This is a genomic window from Shewanella waksmanii, from assembly GCF_043643685.1.
Lineage (GTDB): Bacteria > Pseudomonadota > Gammaproteobacteria > Enterobacterales > Shewanellaceae > Shewanella > Shewanella waksmanii_A.
The window spans coordinates 175,591-195,712 of record NZ_JBHZSN010000007.1; the positions used below are offsets into that span (position 1 = coordinate 175,591).

General features: G+C 41.0%; 17 protein-coding genes. 14 read left to right on the forward strand and 3 right to left on the reverse strand.

Going from position 1 to position 20,122, the window contains the following annotated elements:
* Positions 1 to 19: 19 nt before the first annotated feature.
* The 7 genes from ACHUFW_RS13000 to ACHUFW_RS13030 all read left to right on the forward strand — a co-directional run bounded on the left by ACHUFW_RS13000 (position 20) and on the right by ACHUFW_RS13030 (position 7,540).
* Positions 20 to 898 carry a WYL domain-containing protein gene (locus tag ACHUFW_RS13000; RefSeq protein ID WP_394203661.1) on the forward strand — a complete coding sequence of 293 codons (879 nt, stop codon included), beginning with the start codon at positions 20 to 22 and terminating at the stop codon, positions 896 to 898.
* An 85-nt stretch (positions 899 to 983) separates the two neighbouring features.
* The gene (locus tag ACHUFW_RS13005; protein WP_394203663.1) at positions 984 to 1,466 is read left to right on the forward strand and encodes an FKBP-type peptidyl-prolyl cis-trans isomerase; all 483 of its coding nucleotides are present in this window, start codon (positions 984 to 986) and stop codon (positions 1,464 to 1,466) included.
* Positions 1,467 to 1,533: 67 nt separating this feature from the next.
* A complete protein-coding gene (locus ACHUFW_RS13010; protein ID WP_394203664.1) occupies positions 1,534 to 1,755 on the forward strand; it encodes a DUF3389 family protein in 222 nt (73 codons plus the stop codon).
* A gap of 87 nt (positions 1,756 to 1,842) precedes the next feature.
* The gene (locus ACHUFW_RS13015) at positions 1,843 to 2,514 is read left to right on the forward strand and encodes an alpha/beta hydrolase (RefSeq protein WP_394203666.1); all 672 of its coding nucleotides are present in this window, start codon (positions 1,843 to 1,845) and stop codon (positions 2,512 to 2,514) included.
* A 351-nt stretch (positions 2,515 to 2,865) separates the two neighbouring features.
* The gene (ushA, locus tag ACHUFW_RS13020; RefSeq protein ID WP_394203668.1) at positions 2,866 to 4,590 is read left to right on the forward strand and encodes a bifunctional UDP-sugar hydrolase/5'-nucleotidase UshA; all 1,725 of its coding nucleotides are present in this window, start codon (positions 2,866 to 2,868) and stop codon (positions 4,588 to 4,590) included.
* 484 nt (positions 4,591 to 5,074) lie between these two features.
* A complete protein-coding gene (gene ushA, locus ACHUFW_RS13025; protein ID WP_394203670.1) occupies positions 5,075 to 6,778 on the forward strand; it encodes a bifunctional UDP-sugar hydrolase/5'-nucleotidase UshA in 1,704 nt (567 codons plus the stop codon).
* A gap of 321 nt (positions 6,779 to 7,099) precedes the next feature.
* Positions 7,100 to 7,540 (forward strand): Hsp20 family protein, encoded by a 441-nt coding sequence (locus tag ACHUFW_RS13030; protein WP_394203672.1) that lies wholly within the window; start codon positions 7,100 to 7,102, stop codon positions 7,538 to 7,540.
* A gap of 119 nt (positions 7,541 to 7,659) precedes the next feature.
* Here ACHUFW_RS13030 and ilvN read toward each other — a convergent pair whose 3' ends face one another.
* The 3 genes from ilvN to ACHUFW_RS13045 form a co-directional block, all read right to left on the reverse strand.
* Entirely contained in the window at positions 7,660 to 8,154 is a 495-nt protein-coding gene (gene ilvN, locus ACHUFW_RS13035; protein WP_394203738.1) for an acetolactate synthase small subunit, read from the reverse strand.
* Entirely contained in the window at positions 8,154 to 9,875 is a 1,722-nt protein-coding gene (locus ACHUFW_RS13040; protein ID WP_394203674.1) for an acetolactate synthase 3 large subunit, read from the reverse strand. The genes ilvN and ACHUFW_RS13040 overlap by 1 nt, the downstream gene beginning before the upstream one ends.
* Before the next feature lie 538 nt (positions 9,876 to 10,413).
* On the reverse strand, positions 10,414 to 10,674 hold the full coding sequence (locus ACHUFW_RS13045; protein ID WP_394203676.1) for a phage integrase N-terminal SAM-like domain-containing protein: 261 nt from the start codon (positions 10,672 to 10,674) through the stop codon (positions 10,414 to 10,416).
* A gap of 737 nt (positions 10,675 to 11,411) precedes the next feature.
* Between ACHUFW_RS13045 and ACHUFW_RS13050 the strand changes: the two genes are divergently transcribed.
* The 7 genes from ACHUFW_RS13050 to ACHUFW_RS13080 all read left to right on the forward strand — a co-directional run bounded on the left by ACHUFW_RS13050 (position 11,412) and on the right by ACHUFW_RS13080 (position 20,110).
* Positions 11,412 to 13,793, forward strand: coding sequence for a 3'-5' exonuclease (locus ACHUFW_RS13050; RefSeq protein WP_394203678.1), 2,382 nt, complete (start codon positions 11,412 to 11,414; stop codon positions 13,791 to 13,793).
* A gap of 163 nt (positions 13,794 to 13,956) precedes the next feature.
* Positions 13,957 to 14,286 carry a hypothetical protein gene (locus ACHUFW_RS13055; protein WP_394203680.1) on the forward strand — a complete coding sequence of 110 codons (330 nt, stop codon included), beginning with the start codon at positions 13,957 to 13,959 and terminating at the stop codon, positions 14,284 to 14,286.
* 61 nt (positions 14,287 to 14,347) lie between these two features.
* A complete protein-coding gene (locus tag ACHUFW_RS13060) occupies positions 14,348 to 15,325 on the forward strand; it encodes a transposase (RefSeq protein ID WP_394203681.1) in 978 nt (325 codons plus the stop codon).
* A 1,957-nt stretch (positions 15,326 to 17,282) separates the two neighbouring features.
* On the forward strand, positions 17,283 to 18,014 hold the full coding sequence (locus ACHUFW_RS13065) for a heparan-alpha-glucosaminide N-acetyltransferase (RefSeq protein WP_394203683.1): 732 nt from the start codon (positions 17,283 to 17,285) through the stop codon (positions 18,012 to 18,014).
* A 497-nt stretch (positions 18,015 to 18,511) separates the two neighbouring features.
* The gene (locus tag ACHUFW_RS13070) at positions 18,512 to 18,943 is read left to right on the forward strand and encodes a GFA family protein (RefSeq protein ID WP_394203685.1); all 432 of its coding nucleotides are present in this window, start codon (positions 18,512 to 18,514) and stop codon (positions 18,941 to 18,943) included.
* A gap of 169 nt (positions 18,944 to 19,112) precedes the next feature.
* Entirely contained in the window at positions 19,113 to 19,574 is a 462-nt protein-coding gene (locus ACHUFW_RS13075) for a DUF3291 domain-containing protein (protein WP_394203686.1), read from the forward strand.
* 80 nt (positions 19,575 to 19,654) lie between these two features.
* Positions 19,655 to 20,110, forward strand: a complete 456-nt coding sequence (locus ACHUFW_RS13080; RefSeq protein WP_394203687.1) for a GFA family protein — start codon at positions 19,655 to 19,657, stop codon at positions 20,108 to 20,110.
* Positions 20,111 to 20,122 lie beyond the last annotated feature (12 nt).

Genomic DNA, 20,122 nt, shown 5'->3' on the forward strand with positions numbered 1-20,122 from the left:
TTGAGGATGTACTTAACCCATGAACGCCATTGATTCGCTTAGTCACGGACAAAAACAACGTCTCGCATTTATCGACTTTAGCCTGCAGTATTTTGGTCAAGTCAGTCGCCAAGATCTGATTAAAAAATTTGCCACTGGGTTAGCCGCAGCCACCCGCGATTTTGCAAGTTACAAGCAACTTGCGCCAGATAATCTCACCTTAGTTCATCAAACCAAAAGCTATCACAGAGGCCAGCATTTTAAGGCGGTGTTTGATCACGACCCTGAAGTGATTCTTCATGGTTTAGCGAAAGGTTTTGGTGATGGTTTATCTCAGCCGTTGCGTCCTAGTGAAGTGTGTTTTGATGCGGTGCAGCTTATTCATCCAAATACGGAGATTATTGCTGCTTTAATGCGTGCTATTCAAAACAAACAAGCGATAGAAGTGAATTATGTGTCGGTTTCAAGTGGTGAAAAGCGCCGTCAGATTGTGCCGCATGCCCTTGTAAACAATGGTCAGCGCTGGCATGTGCGTGCTTATGACCGTACCCATGAAACTTTTACCGATTTTGTGGTCACACGGATAAAGCATATCCAGCACTGTGAACAAAAAACACGTGCTACAGAAACTGCCGATAAAGATAGCAATTGGCAGAATATGGTTGAACTTAAACTCATTCCTCATCCAAGTCTCGCCCACGGTGAAGCCATTGCACTGGACTATCAAATGGAAAATGGTAGCAAATTGGTGCAAACCCGCGCAGCGCTAGCAGGTTACTTGTTGCGCCAATGGAGTGTTGATTGCTCCGTTAAGCATCAAATTACCACAGGAGTGTGCCAACTGGCCTTGGCCAATCCCGAGGTGTTAGCCAATATCGAGCATTTAGCCATCGTACCAGGCGCTACAACACATCGTTAAAAGACCTTTGAGGTGAACTTATTCGCAAGCTTTGTTAAGCTGCGGCGCAATTGAACGCGATATTAGCAAAACATACGGAGAGTATATGAGCATTCAGGATAACAAGGTTGTGCAATTTATCTACACCTTGAAAGATGAGCAGGGTGAAGTGTTGGAGACCAATGAAGGATTAGATCCGATTGCTTATCTTCATGGCAATGACAACATGATGCCTGGGGTTGAAGACGCACTGACTGGGCGTGAAGAGGGCGACGAGTTCTCAGTGACCTTAGCACCAGAAACCACCTATGGCATTCGTAATGAAAATGCTGAACAGCGTGTGCCGATTAAGCATTTACAAGGTGAAAAGAAATGGAAGCCTGGTATGCGAGCCATCGTTAATACCGAGCAAGGGCAACGTCAGGTGACGGTATTAAAAGTCGGTAAATTTATGGCGACCATTGATATTAATCATCCATTGGCAGGTCGTGAATTAACATTTGATTTGAAAGTGATTGGCGTACGTGATGCAACCGATGAAGAGATTGCTCATGGGCATGCTCATGGCGTGGGCGGTCATCAGCACTAATCTCAAATAAGAATAAAAAGCGCTGCTCTTATGGATTAAGAGTGAGCGTTTTTTTATGGGAGACAACATGGTTGTTGAGTTTTCAAACGGCAAAATTATTACCTCTGCTTTTGAGATTCAAATTCGATTGAAAAGCGTCAATGTGACCTTATTTGCTATGGCAGAGGATGTGAAGGCCATTGATGATGCCTTGTTATTGATTGCAGATGCCGGTGCTGCGCGTTGGACTATTGCATTAGATAATCTAGAGCAGTTACAGCAGATCAAGCAAGCATTAGCTATTGAATAGCGTATGCCTTGGGGCTGTGACGTTTATCGCGATTAATTCAGACAACCATGTTTATTGTAATTTTAACGAGACCTCAATGGAGAGAGTATGACTGGCAGTAAATTGGAGCGTATTACCATCGAACCAGAGTCCACCGCCAAAGCCTGTGTTATATGGCTGCATGGATTAGGTGATTCGGGCGCAGGTTTTGCGCCAATCGTTCCAGCATTAACCATCCCTGAGCAGCTTGGAGTGCGGTTTATATTTCCCCATGCACCGGAGCAAGCGGTAACCATTAACCAAGGTTATATTATGCGATCTTGGTATGACATTAAGGGTATGGATATCGGCAATCGTGCTTATATGCCCGATGTACTTGAATCTGAAAAATTAGTGCGTGCACTTATCGATGAGCAAATCGCCGCCGGGATCCCCTGTAACAAAATAGTCTTGGCTGGCTTTAGCCAAGGTGGGGTGATGAGTTTATTTACAGGCTTGCGTTATGAGCAACCCCTTGCTGGTATTTTAGCCATGTCATGCTATCTAGCAACGGGAGAAGCGCTGCCTGAAAGTTTACACGCTAGCAATAAGGCTACGCCTTTATTACAGCACCATGGCGAACAAGATGATGTGGTGCCTTTTGTGGCAGGTAAAATGGCTTTTGATGCATTAAAAGCGGCAGGTTATAACACTGAGTGGCAGCAATATCCAATGGGCCATAGTGTTGTACCTGAGCAAATTCGTGACATCAGCCAATGGTTGATTAAACGTGTATCATAGTTAAAAACAATGTTAAAAAACAAATGCTTGATACAAAGTGTTGCAAAATAAATTGTTTTTAACACTGTCAAGCATTTGTCATATTGCTGCATCCCATAACACGCTGTAATTTCAATTAAAAAGCTTCAAATCAACCTTGTGTCTCTACAAATTGACGTGGCCGCGTTCTATCTAGTTTAAGGCCTGTTCTGTTTTTACCAATAAACCTGTATCTAAGATGTTAATTTTGCACCTTTTTGTGCTGTTTAGATGAACGGGTATGTCTGCTTTTGTCATAAACATTGATTATAGTCTGCGCTCCTTAAGCTCGACCTACCGAGCAGGAAACAAATAATAAAAGGGGTTGATGATATGCAGAACAAATTCATAAAAGGTGCCTTGGCGACCGCAGTGCTAGCTGTACTTGCCGGCTGTAATAGCAGTGATGATGATAAAAACTACACAGGCTGTTTAAGTGGTGCCGATAACTGTACCGGTTTTACTGTTATCCATACTAATGATAACCATGGCCGTTTTTGGGAAAACAGCAATGGCGAATATGGCATGGCGGCACGTAAGACCGTTATTGATCAGATCCGCGATGAAGTGGAGCGTGCAGGTGGCGAGACCATTTTACTGTCGGGTGGTGATATTAATACCGGCGTGCCTGAGTCTGATATGCAAGACGCCATCCCTGATTTCGTCGGGATGAACCTGCTTGGTTACGATGCGATGGCTGTGGGTAACCATGAATTTGATAACCCGTTGAGCACGCTGCATATGCAAGCGACCTTAGCTAACTTCCCAATGCTTGCGGCAAACATCTATGACAAGAATACTGAAAGCCGTTACTTTGAGCCGTACCGTGTATTTGAAGTCAATGGTATCAAGATTGCTATCATCGGCTTTACCACCGTTGATACCCCAAAAATTGTTAACCCTGAAAACGTTGAGTCACTAGAGTTTACTGACCCACAAGAAGAGTTACCAAAGGTGTTGGCTGAGATTGAAGCTAATGAAACGGTCGACATGGTCTTTGCTGTGACACATATGGGTCACTATGCTGACGGAAACCATGGCACTGAAGCGCCTGGCGATGTGATGTTAGCGCGATCTGTGGAAGAAGGACGTTTGCAAGCCATTATCGGCGGTCATTCACAAAACCCAGTGTGTATGGAAGGTGGTGACTACGCAGACTTTGCTCCAGGTGATGAGTGTAAGCCAGATCAGCAAAACGGCACCTACATTATGCAAGCTCATGAGTGGGGTAAATATGTAGGTCGTGCAGACTTTGAATATATTGATGGCGAGCTAACTTTAGCGAGTTACAAGCTCATCCCGATCAACCTTAAAGAAGAAGATGAAAATGGTGATTTAGTTTTCATCACTGAAGAGATTGAGAAGCATCAAGGCGTTTACGACATGCTGTTGCCTTATCAAGAGCGCGGTCAAGAACTGCTAGATGTGGTTATCTCTCACACCGACGGTAAGTTGGAAGGCGATCGTGAAATCGTTCGCGCCCAGCAAACTAACTTAGGTAATTTGCTAACAACCGCTTATTCTGAGTTTGTGACTGACAACTTCAATGTTACCGCTGATTTTGGGGTGATGAACTCAGGTGGTATTCGTGCATCTATTGAAGCGGGTGACATATCATACCGTGATGTGTTGACCGTGCAGCCATTTGGTAACTTTGTCTCTTACGTAACCATGACTGGTAGCGAAGTACAAGACTACCTCGCAGCGATTGCGGTTAAAACCGGTGGTGGATATCCACAACTTAACCGTGTAGAGATGGATGTTAACTGTGATGCCGGCAGCGTTGAGATTGCAAGCTTAGGTGGACGTGCTTTCGATGAGCAACAAAATTACACCTTCTCGTTAATTCATTTCAGTGCAGCAGGTGGTGATGACTATCCTATTATCAACCAACACCCTAACTATATTGACACACAATTAAGTGACGCGGCAGTGTTCAGAGAGTACTTTGTGGCTAACCCAAATATTACCGCAAGTGACTATGAGCCTGTGGCAGGTCAACTGCGCTTCTTTAAAGGTGGTGCTGAGGTGAAGAGTTGTGCTGGTGATGCACAATAGGTTGACCTAAGTGTTAAATGAAAGAAGGGCAACTTAGGTTGCCCTTCTTTATTGACATCAAACAAAGTGCTTACGCTTTAGCGGTGTGAATGTGCTCATCCTTCATGTTGTTGTCATTTTTTTTGTAAATATTATATCAGTTTTTTCTGATTGACCCCTTCACCTTGTTCGCTAATGCGGATGATCTCCCTGTAACAATGACGTTGGTTATTTAGTTATAAACCAACAAGATGAGTTTTTTGTGGTTACTAGGCCTCATACTTTCGCACTGTGCCCCTGTTAGCCCCTGTTTTAATATACAAACAAAAAGTCACGCAAGTGATTAATAAACAAAACATTAATGTCACACAAATTCATAAAAATGACACAAACGTTGGCTAATCTTTGTTAAGATGTTGGCCATGAAAACAGTGTGTTTGTTTTTGTAGATAATCAAGAGTTACCAATTAAAGATATTTTTATAAAAAATACAGGGGTTGATGTAATGACGAATAAGCTAGTTAAAGGATTACTTGCAACTGCAGTGCTTGCCGCACTGGCTGGTTGTAATAGCAGTGATGATGACAACAACACGCCAACAACATGTGCAGAAGCCGGTGAAGCTTGTACTAAGTTCACGGTATTGCATACCAATGATAACCATGGCCGTTTCTTTGAAAACAAATACGGCGAATATGGCATGGCAGCGCGTAAAACGCTGATTGACCAGATCCGCGCTGAAGTGGAGTCAGAAGGCGGTGAAAGTATTCTATTATCTGGTGGTGATATTAATACCGGTGTACCAGAGTCTGATCTGCAAGATGCTCGCCCAGATTTTGTGGGTATGAACTTAATTGGCTATGACGCGATGGCTGTCGGTAACCATGAGTTTGACAATCCACTGTCCGTTGTTGATATGCAGCGTGAGCTAGCTAATTTCCCTATGCTTGCGGCAAACATTTATAACAAAGAGACTGGCGAGCGCTATTTTGATGCTTATAAAGTGTTTAACGTCAATGGTCTGCGTATTGCTGTTGTTGGTCTAACGACAGAAGATACTGCAAAAATTGCCAACCCTGAGTATATTGGCGGCCTAGAATTTACCGATCCTAAGGAAGAGCTAAAGCAAGTTATAAAAGATATCAAAGCTGCTGATGAAGCCGACCTTATCTTTGCGACTACCCATATGGGTCACTATGCAAATGGTGCCCATGGTAATAATGCACCAGGTGATGTTGCGCTAGCCCGTGCGATGACTGAAGGCGATCTTGCTGCAGTCATTGGTGGTCACTCACAAAACCCAGTTTGTATGGAAGGTGATGAGTACGATCCAGCTTATGAAGCCGGTGGAGAGTGTAAACCTGATGTACAAAATGGTACTTACATCATGCAAGCGCATGAATGGGGCAAGTACGTTGGTCAGGCCGACTTTGAGTACTTTAACGGTGCACTTCACCTAGCAAGTTATCAGCTTATTCCTGTTAACTTGAAGAAGAAAAATGAAGATGGTGAGCGTGTCCTGATTGGCGAAGCCATTACTCCTGATGCAACAGTGCTTGAGATCATGCAGCAATACCAAGACAAAGGTCAGGAAGAACTTGGTGAAGTGATTGGTAGCACTGATGGCAAGTTAGAAGGTGATCGCGAAGTTGTACGTAATCAACAAACTAACTTAGGTCAGCTAATTGCGCAGGCGCAGCGTACTAAAGTCGACGCAGATTTTGCTGTGATGAACTCTGGTGGTGTTCGCGACTCGATTGAGACTGGTGACATTACCTATAAAGATGTACTAACCGTGCAGCCATTTGGCAACTCAATCACACTTAGCACATTAACTGGTGCAGATATTGTTGAGTACATGAATGTGGTCGCAACGGTTGATGTAGGTGAAACCGGTTCTGGCGCATACCCGCAACTTGCGGGCATCAAAATGGATGTAGACTGTGAAGCTAAGACGGTCACCATTAATGACATTAACGGTAAAGGTTTTGATGCTAGCGCTACTTACACCTTCACTGTACCAAGTTATAACGCAGCAGGTGGTGATGGCTACCCTGTATTAGATCCCGTGATGACTGGTTATGTTGATGCAGAAGTTATGTACACCTTTATTAAAGATCGTGGTGCAATTAACACCGCTGATTTTGAGCCTGTAACGGGTGATATTCAGTTCTTAAACAGTAATAGCAGCTCAGCGTGTAAACTATAATTTAGTGATTATTGTATGAAAAAAGGCAGCCGTTATTGGCTGCCTTTTTTGTTCTTTGAAATAACAATCTCATATCCTTTAAAAATTAAATTAATTAATTTCAATATCTTAAAAATATTTTTGCAATTATTTTTAATTTATCCTTGAAAACAAATTCCACCGTCTACATATAGTGATTATGAAGCGCTCAATGAGGCTTCATGGCAAACAAAATGTTAGGTGCCTGCGGGGCTTAACTGTTTGTAATGTTAACGGCGCAAAACGATGCACTGACATCAATTTGGCCAACTCAATATATTGCTTAATTGTGAGGATATACCTATGCGTAATTATGATCTAACTCCACTATACCGTAGCGCCATTGGATTTGACCGTTTGGCTCAACTTGCTGAACATGCCGCGTCAAATAAAGGCAACTCAGGCTACCCACCTTATAACATCGAACTGCTTAGCGAAAACCGCTACCGTATTACTATGGCTGTGGCAGGCTTTACGATGGACGAATTAGATATCACCAGCGAAGGCGAAAGGTTGGTGGTAAAAGGCACTAAGGCTGAACAAGACAAAGAGCGTAAATACCTATACCAAGGTATTGCAGAGCGCGGATTTGAGCGTACTTTCCAGCTCGCTGACTATGTCACTGTTATTGGTGCAAGCCTTGAAAACGGCTTACTTGATATCGATTTACAGCGTGAGATCCCCGAAGCATTAAAACCACGCAAAATTGAAATCGGCACTTCACGTGTGCTAGAAGCTAATTAAATTAGCCAGATTGACGGTAGTGATCCCTGGACCTATTACTGACCATCAACTGATTAACGTACTAAAGTGAAAAGTAAAAAGGGAGCCTAGGCTCCCTTTTTTAGATCTTGTAACAGCGATTATGCGCGCATTGATTTTTCACCGCGGCATAAACCCACAACCCCTGAGCGTGACACTTCAATGACTTTAGTCATCTCTGCTAGCGCCGCGATACAGGCATCAAGCTTGTCTGTGGTCCCAGTAAGCTGAATGGTATAGAGCTCGCTGGTGACATCAACAATTTGGCCACGGAAAATATCGGTTGTGCGTTTAACTTCTTCCCGGGCAGCACCTTTTGCTTTGACTTTAACCAACGCAATTTCACGTTCTATGTGACTTGATTCAGTAATGTTAGCCACTTTGAGAATATCAATTAGCTTATGAAGCTGCTTTTCAATTTGCTCAAGTACCGCTTCATCAGCCTCAAGGGTGATGTTTAATCGCGATAAAGTCGCATCATCAGTGGGCGCTACGGTCAGGCTTTCAATGTTGTAGCCACGCTGAGAAAAAAGACCGACAACGCGCGATAGGGCACCAGGCTGGTTTTCAAGTAATACAGATAAAATACGACGCATTAGCTTTTCTCCGTTTTGCTTAGCCACATTTCGTTCATTGCTCCGCCGCGGATCTGCATTGGGTAAACGTGCTCAGTTTCATCAACACTAATATCAACAAACACCAGTTTGTCTTTCATTGATAAGGCTTTTTCAAGGCCAGCTTCCAGTTCTGCTGGATCGCTAATGGTCATACCTACATGGCCGTAAGCTTCTGCAATTTTGGCAAAATTAGGTACAGAGTCCATGTAGGAGTGGGAATGGCGGCCAGAATAGATCATATCTTGCCACTGTTTCACCATCCCTAAGAAGCGGTTGTTCAAATTGATGATTTTAACCGGCGTATCATATTGCAGCGCGGTAGATAGCTCTTGAATATTCATCTGAATAGAGCCGTCACCGGTGACACACACGACGGTCTCATCGGGCATAGCCATTTTCACGCCCATGGCTGCAGGGAGGCCAAATCCCATGGTGCCTAGGCCACCAGAGTTAATCCAACGGCGTGGCTTATTAAAGGGATAGTAAAGTGCTGCAAACATTTGATGTTGGCCCACATCTGATGACACATAGGCATCACCATTGGTCAATTTATGTAATGTTTCAATCACTTGTTGTGGTTTAATTCTGTCACCACTGGTGTCATAAGCTAGGCTCTTACGGGCACGCCACTGATTGATTTCGCTCCACCAATATTCATTGGCAGCCACATCATTGGTAAGGCTGTCGTCGCCATCAAGAATGGCGAGCATACTGTCAAGAATATTTTCTGCAGAGCCAACAATGGGGATATCAACCTTGATAGTTTTTGAAATCGACGATGGGTCGATATCAATATGCAAAATTTTAGCGTTAGGGCAATATTTCTCGACGTTGTTGGTGGTGCGGTCATCAAATCGTACCCCAATACCGAAAATGAGATCGGCATTGTGCATCGACATGTTTGCTTCGTAACAGCCATGCATACCTAGCATGCCAACGCTATTGGCGTGGGTACCAGGAAAGGCACCTAATCCCATTAAGGTACTCACCACCGGAATCCCCAGTCTTTCTGACAGGGTTAAAATTTGTTTATCGCAGCCAGAAATCACCGCGCCGCCACCAACATACAATACAGGCTTCTTGGCGTTTAATAGCGCTTGAAGGCCGCGGCGGATTTGGCCTTTATGACCCGTGGTAGTCGGGTTATAAGAGCGCATCTGAATATCTTCTGGGTATTGATAATCATGCAATATTTGCGGGTTCAAACAATCTTTTGGAATATCGACCACCACTGGACCTGGGCGGCCACTGGCAGCGATATAAAACGCCTTTTTAATAATGGCTGGAATATCTTTGGCATCGGTCACTAAAAAGCTGTGTTTGACCACAGGACGAGAGATACCAATCATGTCACATTCTTGGAAGGCATCATTACCAATGAGATTACTGGGGACTTGGCCTGATAACACCACCATAGGAATAGAATCCATATAGGCAGTGGCAATCCCGGTAATGGCATTGGTTGCACCAGGACCGGAAGTGACGAGTACGACACCCACATCGCCTGTGGCGCGGGCGTAGCCATCTGCCATGTGCACTGCGGCTTGTTCGTGACGAACTAGAATATGTTCGATATCTGACTTTTCATGTAGTGCATCATAGATATCTAGGACAGAGCCACCTGGGTAGCCGAAAATATGTTTTACGCCTTCATCGATTAATGATCGAACGATCATGCTGGCGCCGGATAACTGCTCCATTTTTCATCCCTCAATAAGTTACCGCTACGGTATGCAGTATCTTGCTACAGCGACGGTAATCGCTATTAAAAATTTCGCTTGAACGGTAATTCAAGCACGTAGAACTCATCACATCGCATTTATCGCCCTGTAAGGCGGAGTTCATCTGAAGATGTTCAGAATTTCATCATATTTAAATCACTTATGATTTCAACCCTTTTATGGCAAAAACTGCACAAAATGAGAAAAACTCATTGTTTTACCCATGAAACGCATGAATTTGGTGCAAAAGTAGTCAGAATAATGGTGGTTACGCCTGTCGACTGGCATTGGGACCTGAGAACTGGGACCTGAGAACTGAGAAAGGAGAGCAGAAAACAGAGAACAATAAACAGGGAACAGGGAATAGGGAATGAGAGCTAAAACGTACAGAGCTATACTGCTATGTTGAATAGAAAACATAAGATGCTACTGCGCCTATCAGCAATTGGGTACAGCTTATTATGGCTAAGCATTGCCACTCAGCTATCGTTCTATTGGGCTAGGATAATTCGGTAATTTATTGATTAATGACATAGCGATAAACACGGATAAAAGCACAAAGCGCCTGGTTTTGTGTTGCTGCACTGACTTGTCTATTCACTGCCAAATGATTTAAAAAGCGTTCAATTTCAATATTGCCCATTGACTGGGGGTGTCGTTTGTCATTGAAGTAGATAAACGCTTTAATCCAATAGAGATAGGATTTTTCTGTCTGCAGGCTGTAGCGACGTGTTCGTAATTCTGCTCGTATTGATTCGATAAAAGGTGATTTTCCCATGTTAACTCCAGATTTTAGTTTTAGACATAATTAACAAGCTATAGCTGTATATATATACAGTTATGGTGAGGAGCATAGATTTTGGCAAGTTTGCTTCCCGTTATGTCATTTGCAAAAACGCTCGGTTTCATAGGTGAAACTATCGATTATTTATAATAATCAGTGCTTTGAGTTTATGGTGGGTTTGCATAACGAGAAGGGTTGATGTGCAAATAGGTAAAGTCTCGTTTATATCCACACGAAAGGGTGATTGCGGTAGGTAACCATCTCTGTTAAGTTGCTAATATTATTAAAATAAACTAAGCGTGAACGACGGTTCGAGGTGATGTCCGGTTTGGATGTTACGAGGAATTCGCGGTAATACGCTGTTCTTGACCTGCGGTAGACGATTTTAGGCAAAATAGAAGTGATAATTTAGTCTAGCCTAAGGAATAGATAGAGCCAAACGCGATGGAAGAAACGCCTTTTCTATGGTAGCTTGAAGGCACTTGCCAAGGCTCGTAAAGCGAAGCTTTTAAAGAGACCTGCAATTGACTTCAAGTAAAGAGGCGATGCTTCCCTCACGCCGCAGGGTGGCCTCATTTAAGCCCTAAGGGCATGGAAAAATACTCATGGATAGAGTTGCTTCAACCTTCTCTCTCCGAATTAAAGAACAAGCTGCTACACGAGACCTACGGCTCGTGAGCTAGGTCGTTATGCGCCATCATCATAAATTTAACCATTTAAGGATCCCCTAAATGTATAAGGTAGTACAAACTAAAGCCCTTAATAAATGTTTTAGAAAATTATTAAAACATGGAAAAAAAGGCAAAGATGCAACCGTTAAAGTAAGAGCAGCTCAAAGTGAAGCGGCTACAGAAGGCGCAATAACTTCGATTAATAGAACCAAGAACGGTGAAACAAGATTAGATAATGTTGAAAAATATGATCTTGGTGGTGGGTATCGATTAGTTGTACAGCTTGTAGAAGAAAACTTGAAAACGCGAGCTTTTCTTTTTGCTGGTGATCATGATGATACTCAAGAGTGGCTTGATAATCATAAAGACTATAAATGGATAAAAAACAATAAAGACCAATCATTAGATTATGTCCAAATATCAGAAAAGGATCCTGAAAAAACAAAAATTGTAAATCCAGAAGTTGATTCAGCTGAATCTCTCAGAGACTTGCCTTTATTGAGACATTTAACGATAAAAGACTGGGATTTGTTAGGTATTGCTGAAGACCTAAAAACATATGCTATGTCAATAAACGCAGAGTCTTGGGAATGTGATCCAAATAGCATTCTAGAGCATATTGAAGGTATTTCAGATACAGATTCCGCTATTTTGTTTGATGACTTATTTACGCATTCCCATCAATCTGAGCTAAAAGAATTATCTAATAGGGTTCTATTTGAGATTGGTATTGCTAGTGTAACTCAAGGTGAGGAATTATCTTTAATTATTGATCAACCTCAAAATAGTGAAGTCTTTGTAACTTGGGATGAAGTCAGTAAACTTCCAGAAAATGCGACTTGGGCTGATTGGTTGTTATTTCTACATCCAGAACAAAAAGAAATAGCAATAAAAGACTTTAAAGGCCCTGCTAGACTGCGAGGAGTATCTGGTAGTGGAAAAACCTGCGTTATGCTACATCGTGCTAGGTATCTTGCTAAAAAATACAGAAAACCCATTTTATTAGTAACATTAACTGAAAGCATGAGAAAGTTACTGGACTCTTTAATAAAAGAGCTATGCGGAGTAGAAGGCTCCCTAATTGAAACTTCAACAATACAAAGCCTTGCCCAAACAATAACTAAAGAACTACACCCCAAAGGTGAATCAGCTTACCGTCAACTGAATAGTGGTGATTTAATTCATGAAATTGACTTAAAAGTATTGGATTTTGTAAAAACTCACCAAAATTTTAAGTCTGCAAGACTAGGAAAATTAGACCATCAGGCACTAAAAAAGTTTGTAGAAGAAGAAGTCTACTTTATCAGAAGTAGACTTCAATATTCAGAGTTCAATGAGTATTTAGATGTCAAATCTTTTAAAAGGCATGGACGAAAAATACGTTTAAGTGCAGAAGGAAGAAACGTATTTCTAGATGCTGCGAAATACAAAGTATCCCAGCTAAAAGAGATTTTTAAAATTGATTATGAGGGTACAGTAGCTGCAGCAAACTCATTAATCAAGGGATGCAAAGAGTCTTTAGATAGTTTCGGCTGGGCAAGTGTAGATTTAGAAAAGTTGGAGTCAAAACGAGTGAACTATGCCCCTTATAGGTGCATTCTTGTTGATGAAGTACAAGATTTATCTCAACTTGAAGTTTCAATGATAGGAGGGTTAAGGGAGTCCTCTGAAAATACGATTTCAAGTATAAATGATGGCTTATTCCTTGTTGGTGATGGAGCACAAACTATTTACAATAAAGGATTTGTCCTAAAAAACTGTGGAGTTAATGTTTCTAATAGAAGTTTTGTTCTGAAGAAAAACTACCGAAACTCTAAAGAAATCATGTCTGCATCATATGCATTAATTGAAAAATATGAATTTGCTGATGTTGATGAGGATAATATTGCTAAGCCAACTAAACCAGACTTTCCTACAAAAGTTAGTGAGAAGCCCTTTATCATTAAATGTAAAAATATTGAAGATGAAATAAATTTTGCTTGTAATAAGGTAAATGAATTAATTAGAGAGTTTCAGGACATTGAAAGTACCGAATTATATCCTGAAATCTGTGTTATTGGGTTAAATCGAAAAGTAAGAGACGGGATCGCTAAAAAATTAAAAGAAGACTCAATCAAAAGCAATGAGCTTAAGCAGACGGTTAGTATTGATTATACTGATAGTGTTGCTATTAGTACGATTGAGTCGGCTAAAGGTCACGAATTTCAGCACGTATTTATAGTTGGTGTAGTCGAAGGGGTTATGCCTCATAAGTATTCACAAGATTATGATATAGCAAGAGATGCATCTAGACTTTATGTGGCAATGACAAGAGCACAGGAGAGTCTATTCATTTCTTATAATAAAGAAAGGGGCAGTAATGCAAGTCGTTTTTTAATCGATATTCAAGAGCATTGTAATGAGTTTGATTGGAAAAACATGCAGTTAGAAATGATTGCGTAGAGAGCGCATAACAAGTTGCTTAAACGGAATAAAAACAGTTGGCCATCGCTACGCGATTTTAGCCAACCATTTTTATCCGCTTAGCAAGGCGTTATAACACTAAATTAGTGTGGCAATGTTTTAATATATTTTCACAAGAATCAGAAAGGAGTAGTTACTTTAAATGAACTTAATAAATGAACTACTTTTAAACCATGAAGCAATTCGGAATATAGGCTTGATTTTAATTGCTGCAGTAGGCTTTCCGTTCATAGTCTGGCGAACTAAGATTGCCAATAAGCAAGTTCAAACTGCTAACATTCAAATCAAAATATCTGAAGCAAATCACGTCTCGGATTTATACATGAAGTGCATTGAGCTACTTGGAGCTATTGAAAATGGAAATCATAGTATCGAAAGACGAATTGGTGCTATCTATGGATTGGAAAAAATAGCAAATAACAACCAAGATGAATATTACCATCAGGTTATTAAAACATATAGACACCCATAGTTAATGGCGTAAATGATAACCTCCGACTATGCTTGATTTGCGCATATAACAAGGAGGTTGCATGCCAAGGCCTAGACGAACCCTCATTAGTCTCGAAGACACTGCTTACTATCATTGCTGTAGTCGCGTTGTAAGACGCGCCTTCTTATGTGGTGATGATAAATACACTGGCAACAATTATGACCACCGCCGTGGTTGGGTAGAGGCTCAAATCTTAAAACTTACCGAAGTGTTTGCCATTGATGTGGCGGCTTATTCAGTGATGAGCAACCATCTTCATGTCGTCCTACATATTGATGTTGAACAGGTTAATGCTTGGTCAGATAGAGATGTGGTACTGCAATGGCATAAACTGTTTAAAGGAACTGGATTAACACAAAAATTTGCCAAAGGTGAAGTGATTGAAGAGTACGCAGTTGCTCAGCTTAAACACTTGATAGCGACGTATCGCTCGCGCCTTTGCGATATAAGCTGGTTTATGCGTTGCTTAAACGAGCCTATTGCAAGACAAGCTAATCTAGAAGACAACTGCACAGGGCACTTCTGGGAAGGGCGGTTTAAATCACAAGCATTGCTTGATGAAGCTGCGGTGTTGGCCTGTATGGCCTATGTAGAGCTTAATCCTATACGCGCTAAAATAGCGAGTACGCCAGAAAAGTCGGACTTTACGAGTATCAAACTCAGAGTAAAAGCAGCGCTCACGGGAGAGCAGCCTAAACCTCTTTTACCCTTTATTGGTAATGAGCGCACTAACCAACCCAAAGGTATCGCTTTCTCACTGCAAGACTATCTTGTACTGATCGATGAAACAGGCAGGGTGATTCGAGACGATAAACGTGGCGCAATTGATTCACAGGCTTGTGACATACTGAGCAGGTTAAATATACCCTCAGCTAATTGGATTAAAATCGTCACAGATTTTGGACAACTTTTTCATGGCGCTGTAGGCACATTAGAAGAGTTTAGCCATTACTGTGAACATCTAGACAAGCGAAGGCGGCATTTCTCAAGTAGTTGCCAGTTTATGCCTGCAAACTAAATTCAAACGTTCATATCTTTTCTAATTCCTCAGCTTCTTTAGCAGAGTTAATATCCCTTGTGCTGAAAACAGCCATTAGTGCCTATTTCTTCATTTTTGGCTGAATTCTCGTATGAATTTCTGCTAAGGGCTGCAATTGAAAGTATAAATCAAGTTAGCCCTTGAGAAGTGCGCGTTAATCCTGCTATGTTTTTGATTAATAATGGCTGGCAACTGTCTTGTAATTCCTCAGCTTCTTTAGGATTAATAATGGCTGGCAACTGTCTTGTAATTCCTCAGCTTCTTTAGCAGAGCTCACATCCCTTGTGCTAAAAACAGCCATTAATGCTCAATTTCCTCATATTTGGCTGAATTCTAGTATGAATTTCTGCTGAGGACTGCAATTGAAAGTATAAACCAAGCTAGTCCTTGAGTAGTGCGCGGTAATCCTGCTATGTTGTTGATTAATAATGGATGGCTAGTTGATTACTGAACCGAGTTCGTACAGCCAAAAACAAAAACTAGACAACATAGGGTTAGGTTGAGGGGTAAAAAAATGGAGAAGACCAATTTAGTCTCTAGGTTTCTTTTTAGAAGGAAATTAAGAAAATTACTTCACACCTGATATTAACAAACCTCGTGTTATAACAAACTGTTAAACAAGGACAAAATACAGTTGGCTTTTGCTCCTTCGTCGCTAATTTTAGCCAACTATATTTTGCCCATTAACAGGGTTACATGGACTCCCCTTTGTCAAGCAATAGTAATCCCACAACAACAGTGGATCTGACAGCAGCTCTACATTCGGCGTTTGATTAGCTTGCTGCCTAAACAGCTTTTGGCCATCGCCCTGATGATTTTCGCTTGAGCAAAGTTCTCATTCGTTAAACAGTGCCAAACAATTGGACAGCCATAGTTAATGCCAGTTTATGCCTGCAAACTAAATTCAAACATTCATATCTTTTCTAATTCCTCAGCTTCTTTAGCAGAGCTCACATCCCTTGTGCTAAAAACAGCCATTAATGCTCAATTTCCTCATATTTGGCTGAATTCTAGTATGAATTTCTGCTGAGGACTGCAATTGAAAGTATAAACCAAGCTAGTCCTTGAGTAGTGCGCGGTAATCCTGCTATGTTGTTGATTAATAATGGATGGCTAGTTGATTACTCGAATGGCCAACAATCGTTCTCGTGCCATGTATTAATAGCTTTCGTAGATAATTATCGCCGCGCTTGGTTATCCAATAAAGTTTGTTTTTGTATACCAAGGTAATAGCGGCATTGAAAATCCGTTTTTTTCAATAATGGTAACAACAAGTATGTAGACCTACCCCTATATAAAACATAACAATTCAGATAAGCCGCGACCGCGATGCGCGACGCTCCATTTACTATATTACCAAAAATAGAGTCTATTTTTTAGATATCTATATAGATATAGATGAAATGAGCAGAAAACACGAAACTCGTTAAAAAAGACCATTGTCCGAGATTTGAAACTAAGGAGAAGCTCATGGCGCAATATATGACTCAACAGATGAGTTCGCCAAAAACGATACCAATTACGTACTATCGAAGACAATCCCGAGCTCATGTGACTCACGAGGAGTCTGGGGCTTTTACTCAAGCAGCACAAGCAAATTATGCACAGTTTAATCATATTGCTGTAGCTACTGTCATATCTGGCACTTATCGGAGTGGGCAAGGGGTTCCAACTGGAGGAAAAACATTTGAGATATAGAATGCTTAATTGAATCAGTTGATAAGAGATTATGGCGTCATTAACTAATTTTAGCTTTTTGCGCTTCATTGGTTTCCTAAATGATTAATAATGGCTAGAAATTGATTAGCTTTTATTCACTTTGATAGGCGTTTGGATGATATCTCAGTTATCTACCTAAAATTAGTTAGCACAGAATTCTGAATGACCTTTGGTTACAGGTATTGACCAATTTTCACTATTTATGGCTATTTAATCTATGCAAGCTATATCAGTAATTCGTTCTCGTGGAAGAAATGTCACAATAGACATAATGCGTGCAAGTGCAGTTGTTCTTATGATCATTTTTCATTTCTGCTATGACTTGAAGTTTCTTGGTGTTATGGAGCTAAACATCCCTAGCGGTCTATATTGGGAGCAGTTTAGGTGGGTTATTCTTATATTATTTTTTTTGTGTATTGGCATTAGTTTAAGGATAGTGCATGGAGTTAGGATAAATTGGGCTGTATGGTCAAGTGGAGTACTAAAAATTTTCTCGGGAGCAATATTTATCAGTATTGTGACGTATGTCTTAATTCCTGAAAATTGGATATTTTTTGGTGTATTACACTTTATAACTTTAGCGTACTTTTTCGCCTTACCCTTGGTTCGGTTTCCAAAGTTTTCTTTAGCTATTGGAGCTGCGATAGTTTTGTTGGGGGCACTGGAGGTTTTCCATAGTCGGTGGCCAATGCATCTGATTTTCGAAAGTTTACCTCTTTATACAAATGATTTTGTTCGAATATTTCCTTGGATGGGGGTGGTTCTGATAGGCATCTATTTAGCAGATTGTCAGTTTTTAAAAGATGACTCGCTAGGAAAATTTTTTAAAGGGGATCTAAGCTGCAAGATTGCGCTGGTAAGTAAGAATAGTCTTTTAATTTATTTGTTACATCAACCGATTCTTTTAGGTGGGATATATTTTGTTATCCTGATAAGTAGACAATATTAATGATCTTCTCTCTAAATATCTAAAATCAGAATGCCAGCGGGGCTTATCAAAGGAACTAAAAAAAGATATAGACACCCATAGTTAATGGCATAAATGACAACCTCGGACTATGCTTGATTTTCGCATATAACAAGGAGGTTGCATGCCAAGGCCTAGACGAACCCTCATTAATATTAGATAGACAGGCATTGTTAATAAGCAAACTTCCATACCGATGATACAGGGCGGGATAGATGCAATTTTAACTAATAGCTTGTTTCTTTTAACTGTTTGATTTATTCTGGTTTTGCCGTATTCATCAACACCATGAATGCTAAAAACTAGTTTGGCCTTCTTATAGAAAAAGCGGGGTGCCAATTGCTTTAATTAAGAACATATGGACTCTCCTTGATTGAATGTTTGCACTTTCAATATGTCACATATTGGCCATTTGCTATGGCGAGTCCATTTCATTCGTTATGTGTATTAAAGATACCTGTGTTTAATCGAAGGGATATATGCAAGGTTCATGTAATTGTGGGAAAGTGAGTTTTGCAGTTTCAGACGGTGTATCAAGCTTGTACCAATGCCATTGTAAGCTATGTCAAAAACAATCAGGCTCAACGTCTAATACAGCGACAATCGTAAATGAATCAGATTTTAAATGGATTAAGGGAGCTGACTCAATCAGTCAATGGAAAAAAGACTCTGGATTTACCTCTCATTTTTGTAAGCATTGTGGATCTCCTGTTCCAAATAAGCTAGGAGAATATGGTTTTTATTGGGTGCCTATGGGACTGGTGGAAGGCTTTGAGGCTAGAATTTCCACACACTTATTTTGTAATTCAAAAGCTAATTGGGATGTTATTCCTGATGGTGGTGTCAAGCACACAGGAATGCCACCGGATCTTGATGCTTTTATAAAAAGCCTTCAAAAGAGTCAGGTGTAATATACACATAACAAGGCAATTAATTGCGGGACTGTATTGCGTTGCTCACGTTTTAACAGAGCGTTATATGTGATTAATCGTGACTGGCTATAACTAAGCTTAACTGGCTATAACTAAGCTTATTTAATGGCGAGGTTTTATCCTCGCTTTTTACCAAGGAAGGAGTGGCATGAAACTAGCGCAGCTGAATATTGCATTGGCGAAATATCCATTGGACTCATCTGAACTTAAAGATTTTATGGATAATTTGGAGCTAGTAAACGGTATTGCTGAGCAAAGTGAGGGTTTTGTTTGGCGGCTAAAAGACGAAGCCGGAGATGCGACTAATATTAAACTGTTTGATGATCCTAACATGATTATTAACATGTCAGTGTGGGATTCAGTCGATGCTTTAAAAGACTTTATGTTCAGAACCTTGCATAGAGAATTTATGCGAAGGAAAGGCGAGTGGTTTCATCGTTTGCCGACCGACAGCTATGTGCTTTGGTGGATAGAAGATGATCATACGCCCACTGCCGAAGAAGCGTTAGCTCGCCTTAATCATCTCAGAGAAAAGGGCGATAGTCCTCAAGCTTTTACTTTCAAAACCAATTATACCGCTGAAGAGGCACATGCAAATCAGCCAGTTTAACCAATTCAGTCGGTTTGATTTCATTATAAATGGCGAATTTTAATTTAGTTTATTTAAGTCGTAAGCAGTAGGGAGTAAGTGTGCAAGGAAGTTGTTTATGCGGCGCAGTGAGTTTTGTATTGGCTGGAAGTTTACCGCCTATTTATCAATGTCACTGCTCTTTATGTCGTCAGGTCTCCGGGTCTTCATCTAATTCGGCGCTTATCATTGAACGAGAAAACTTCACATGGTTTAGCGGCGAGCAGCATATAAAATCCTATATGACTCAAACTGGTTTTAAGTCTGATTTTTGCGTTGAATGTGGCAGCCCTGTGCCTAATTTGAGTGCAGATGAAACAAGGTATTGGGTACCTGCAGGCTTGTTGTCAGAGCCAGTCAATAGCGAAGTGATGGCCCATGTTTATGTCGATTCACGCGCAAACTGGGATAAGGGCTTGTTGACCGATAGCATTGCCAAGTTCGCAAAGATGCCAAGCGATGAAGAGTGGTCAACGCTATGCAAGCACTTTCACTCTCACAAAAACAAGACCAAATAACCTGATTGAACA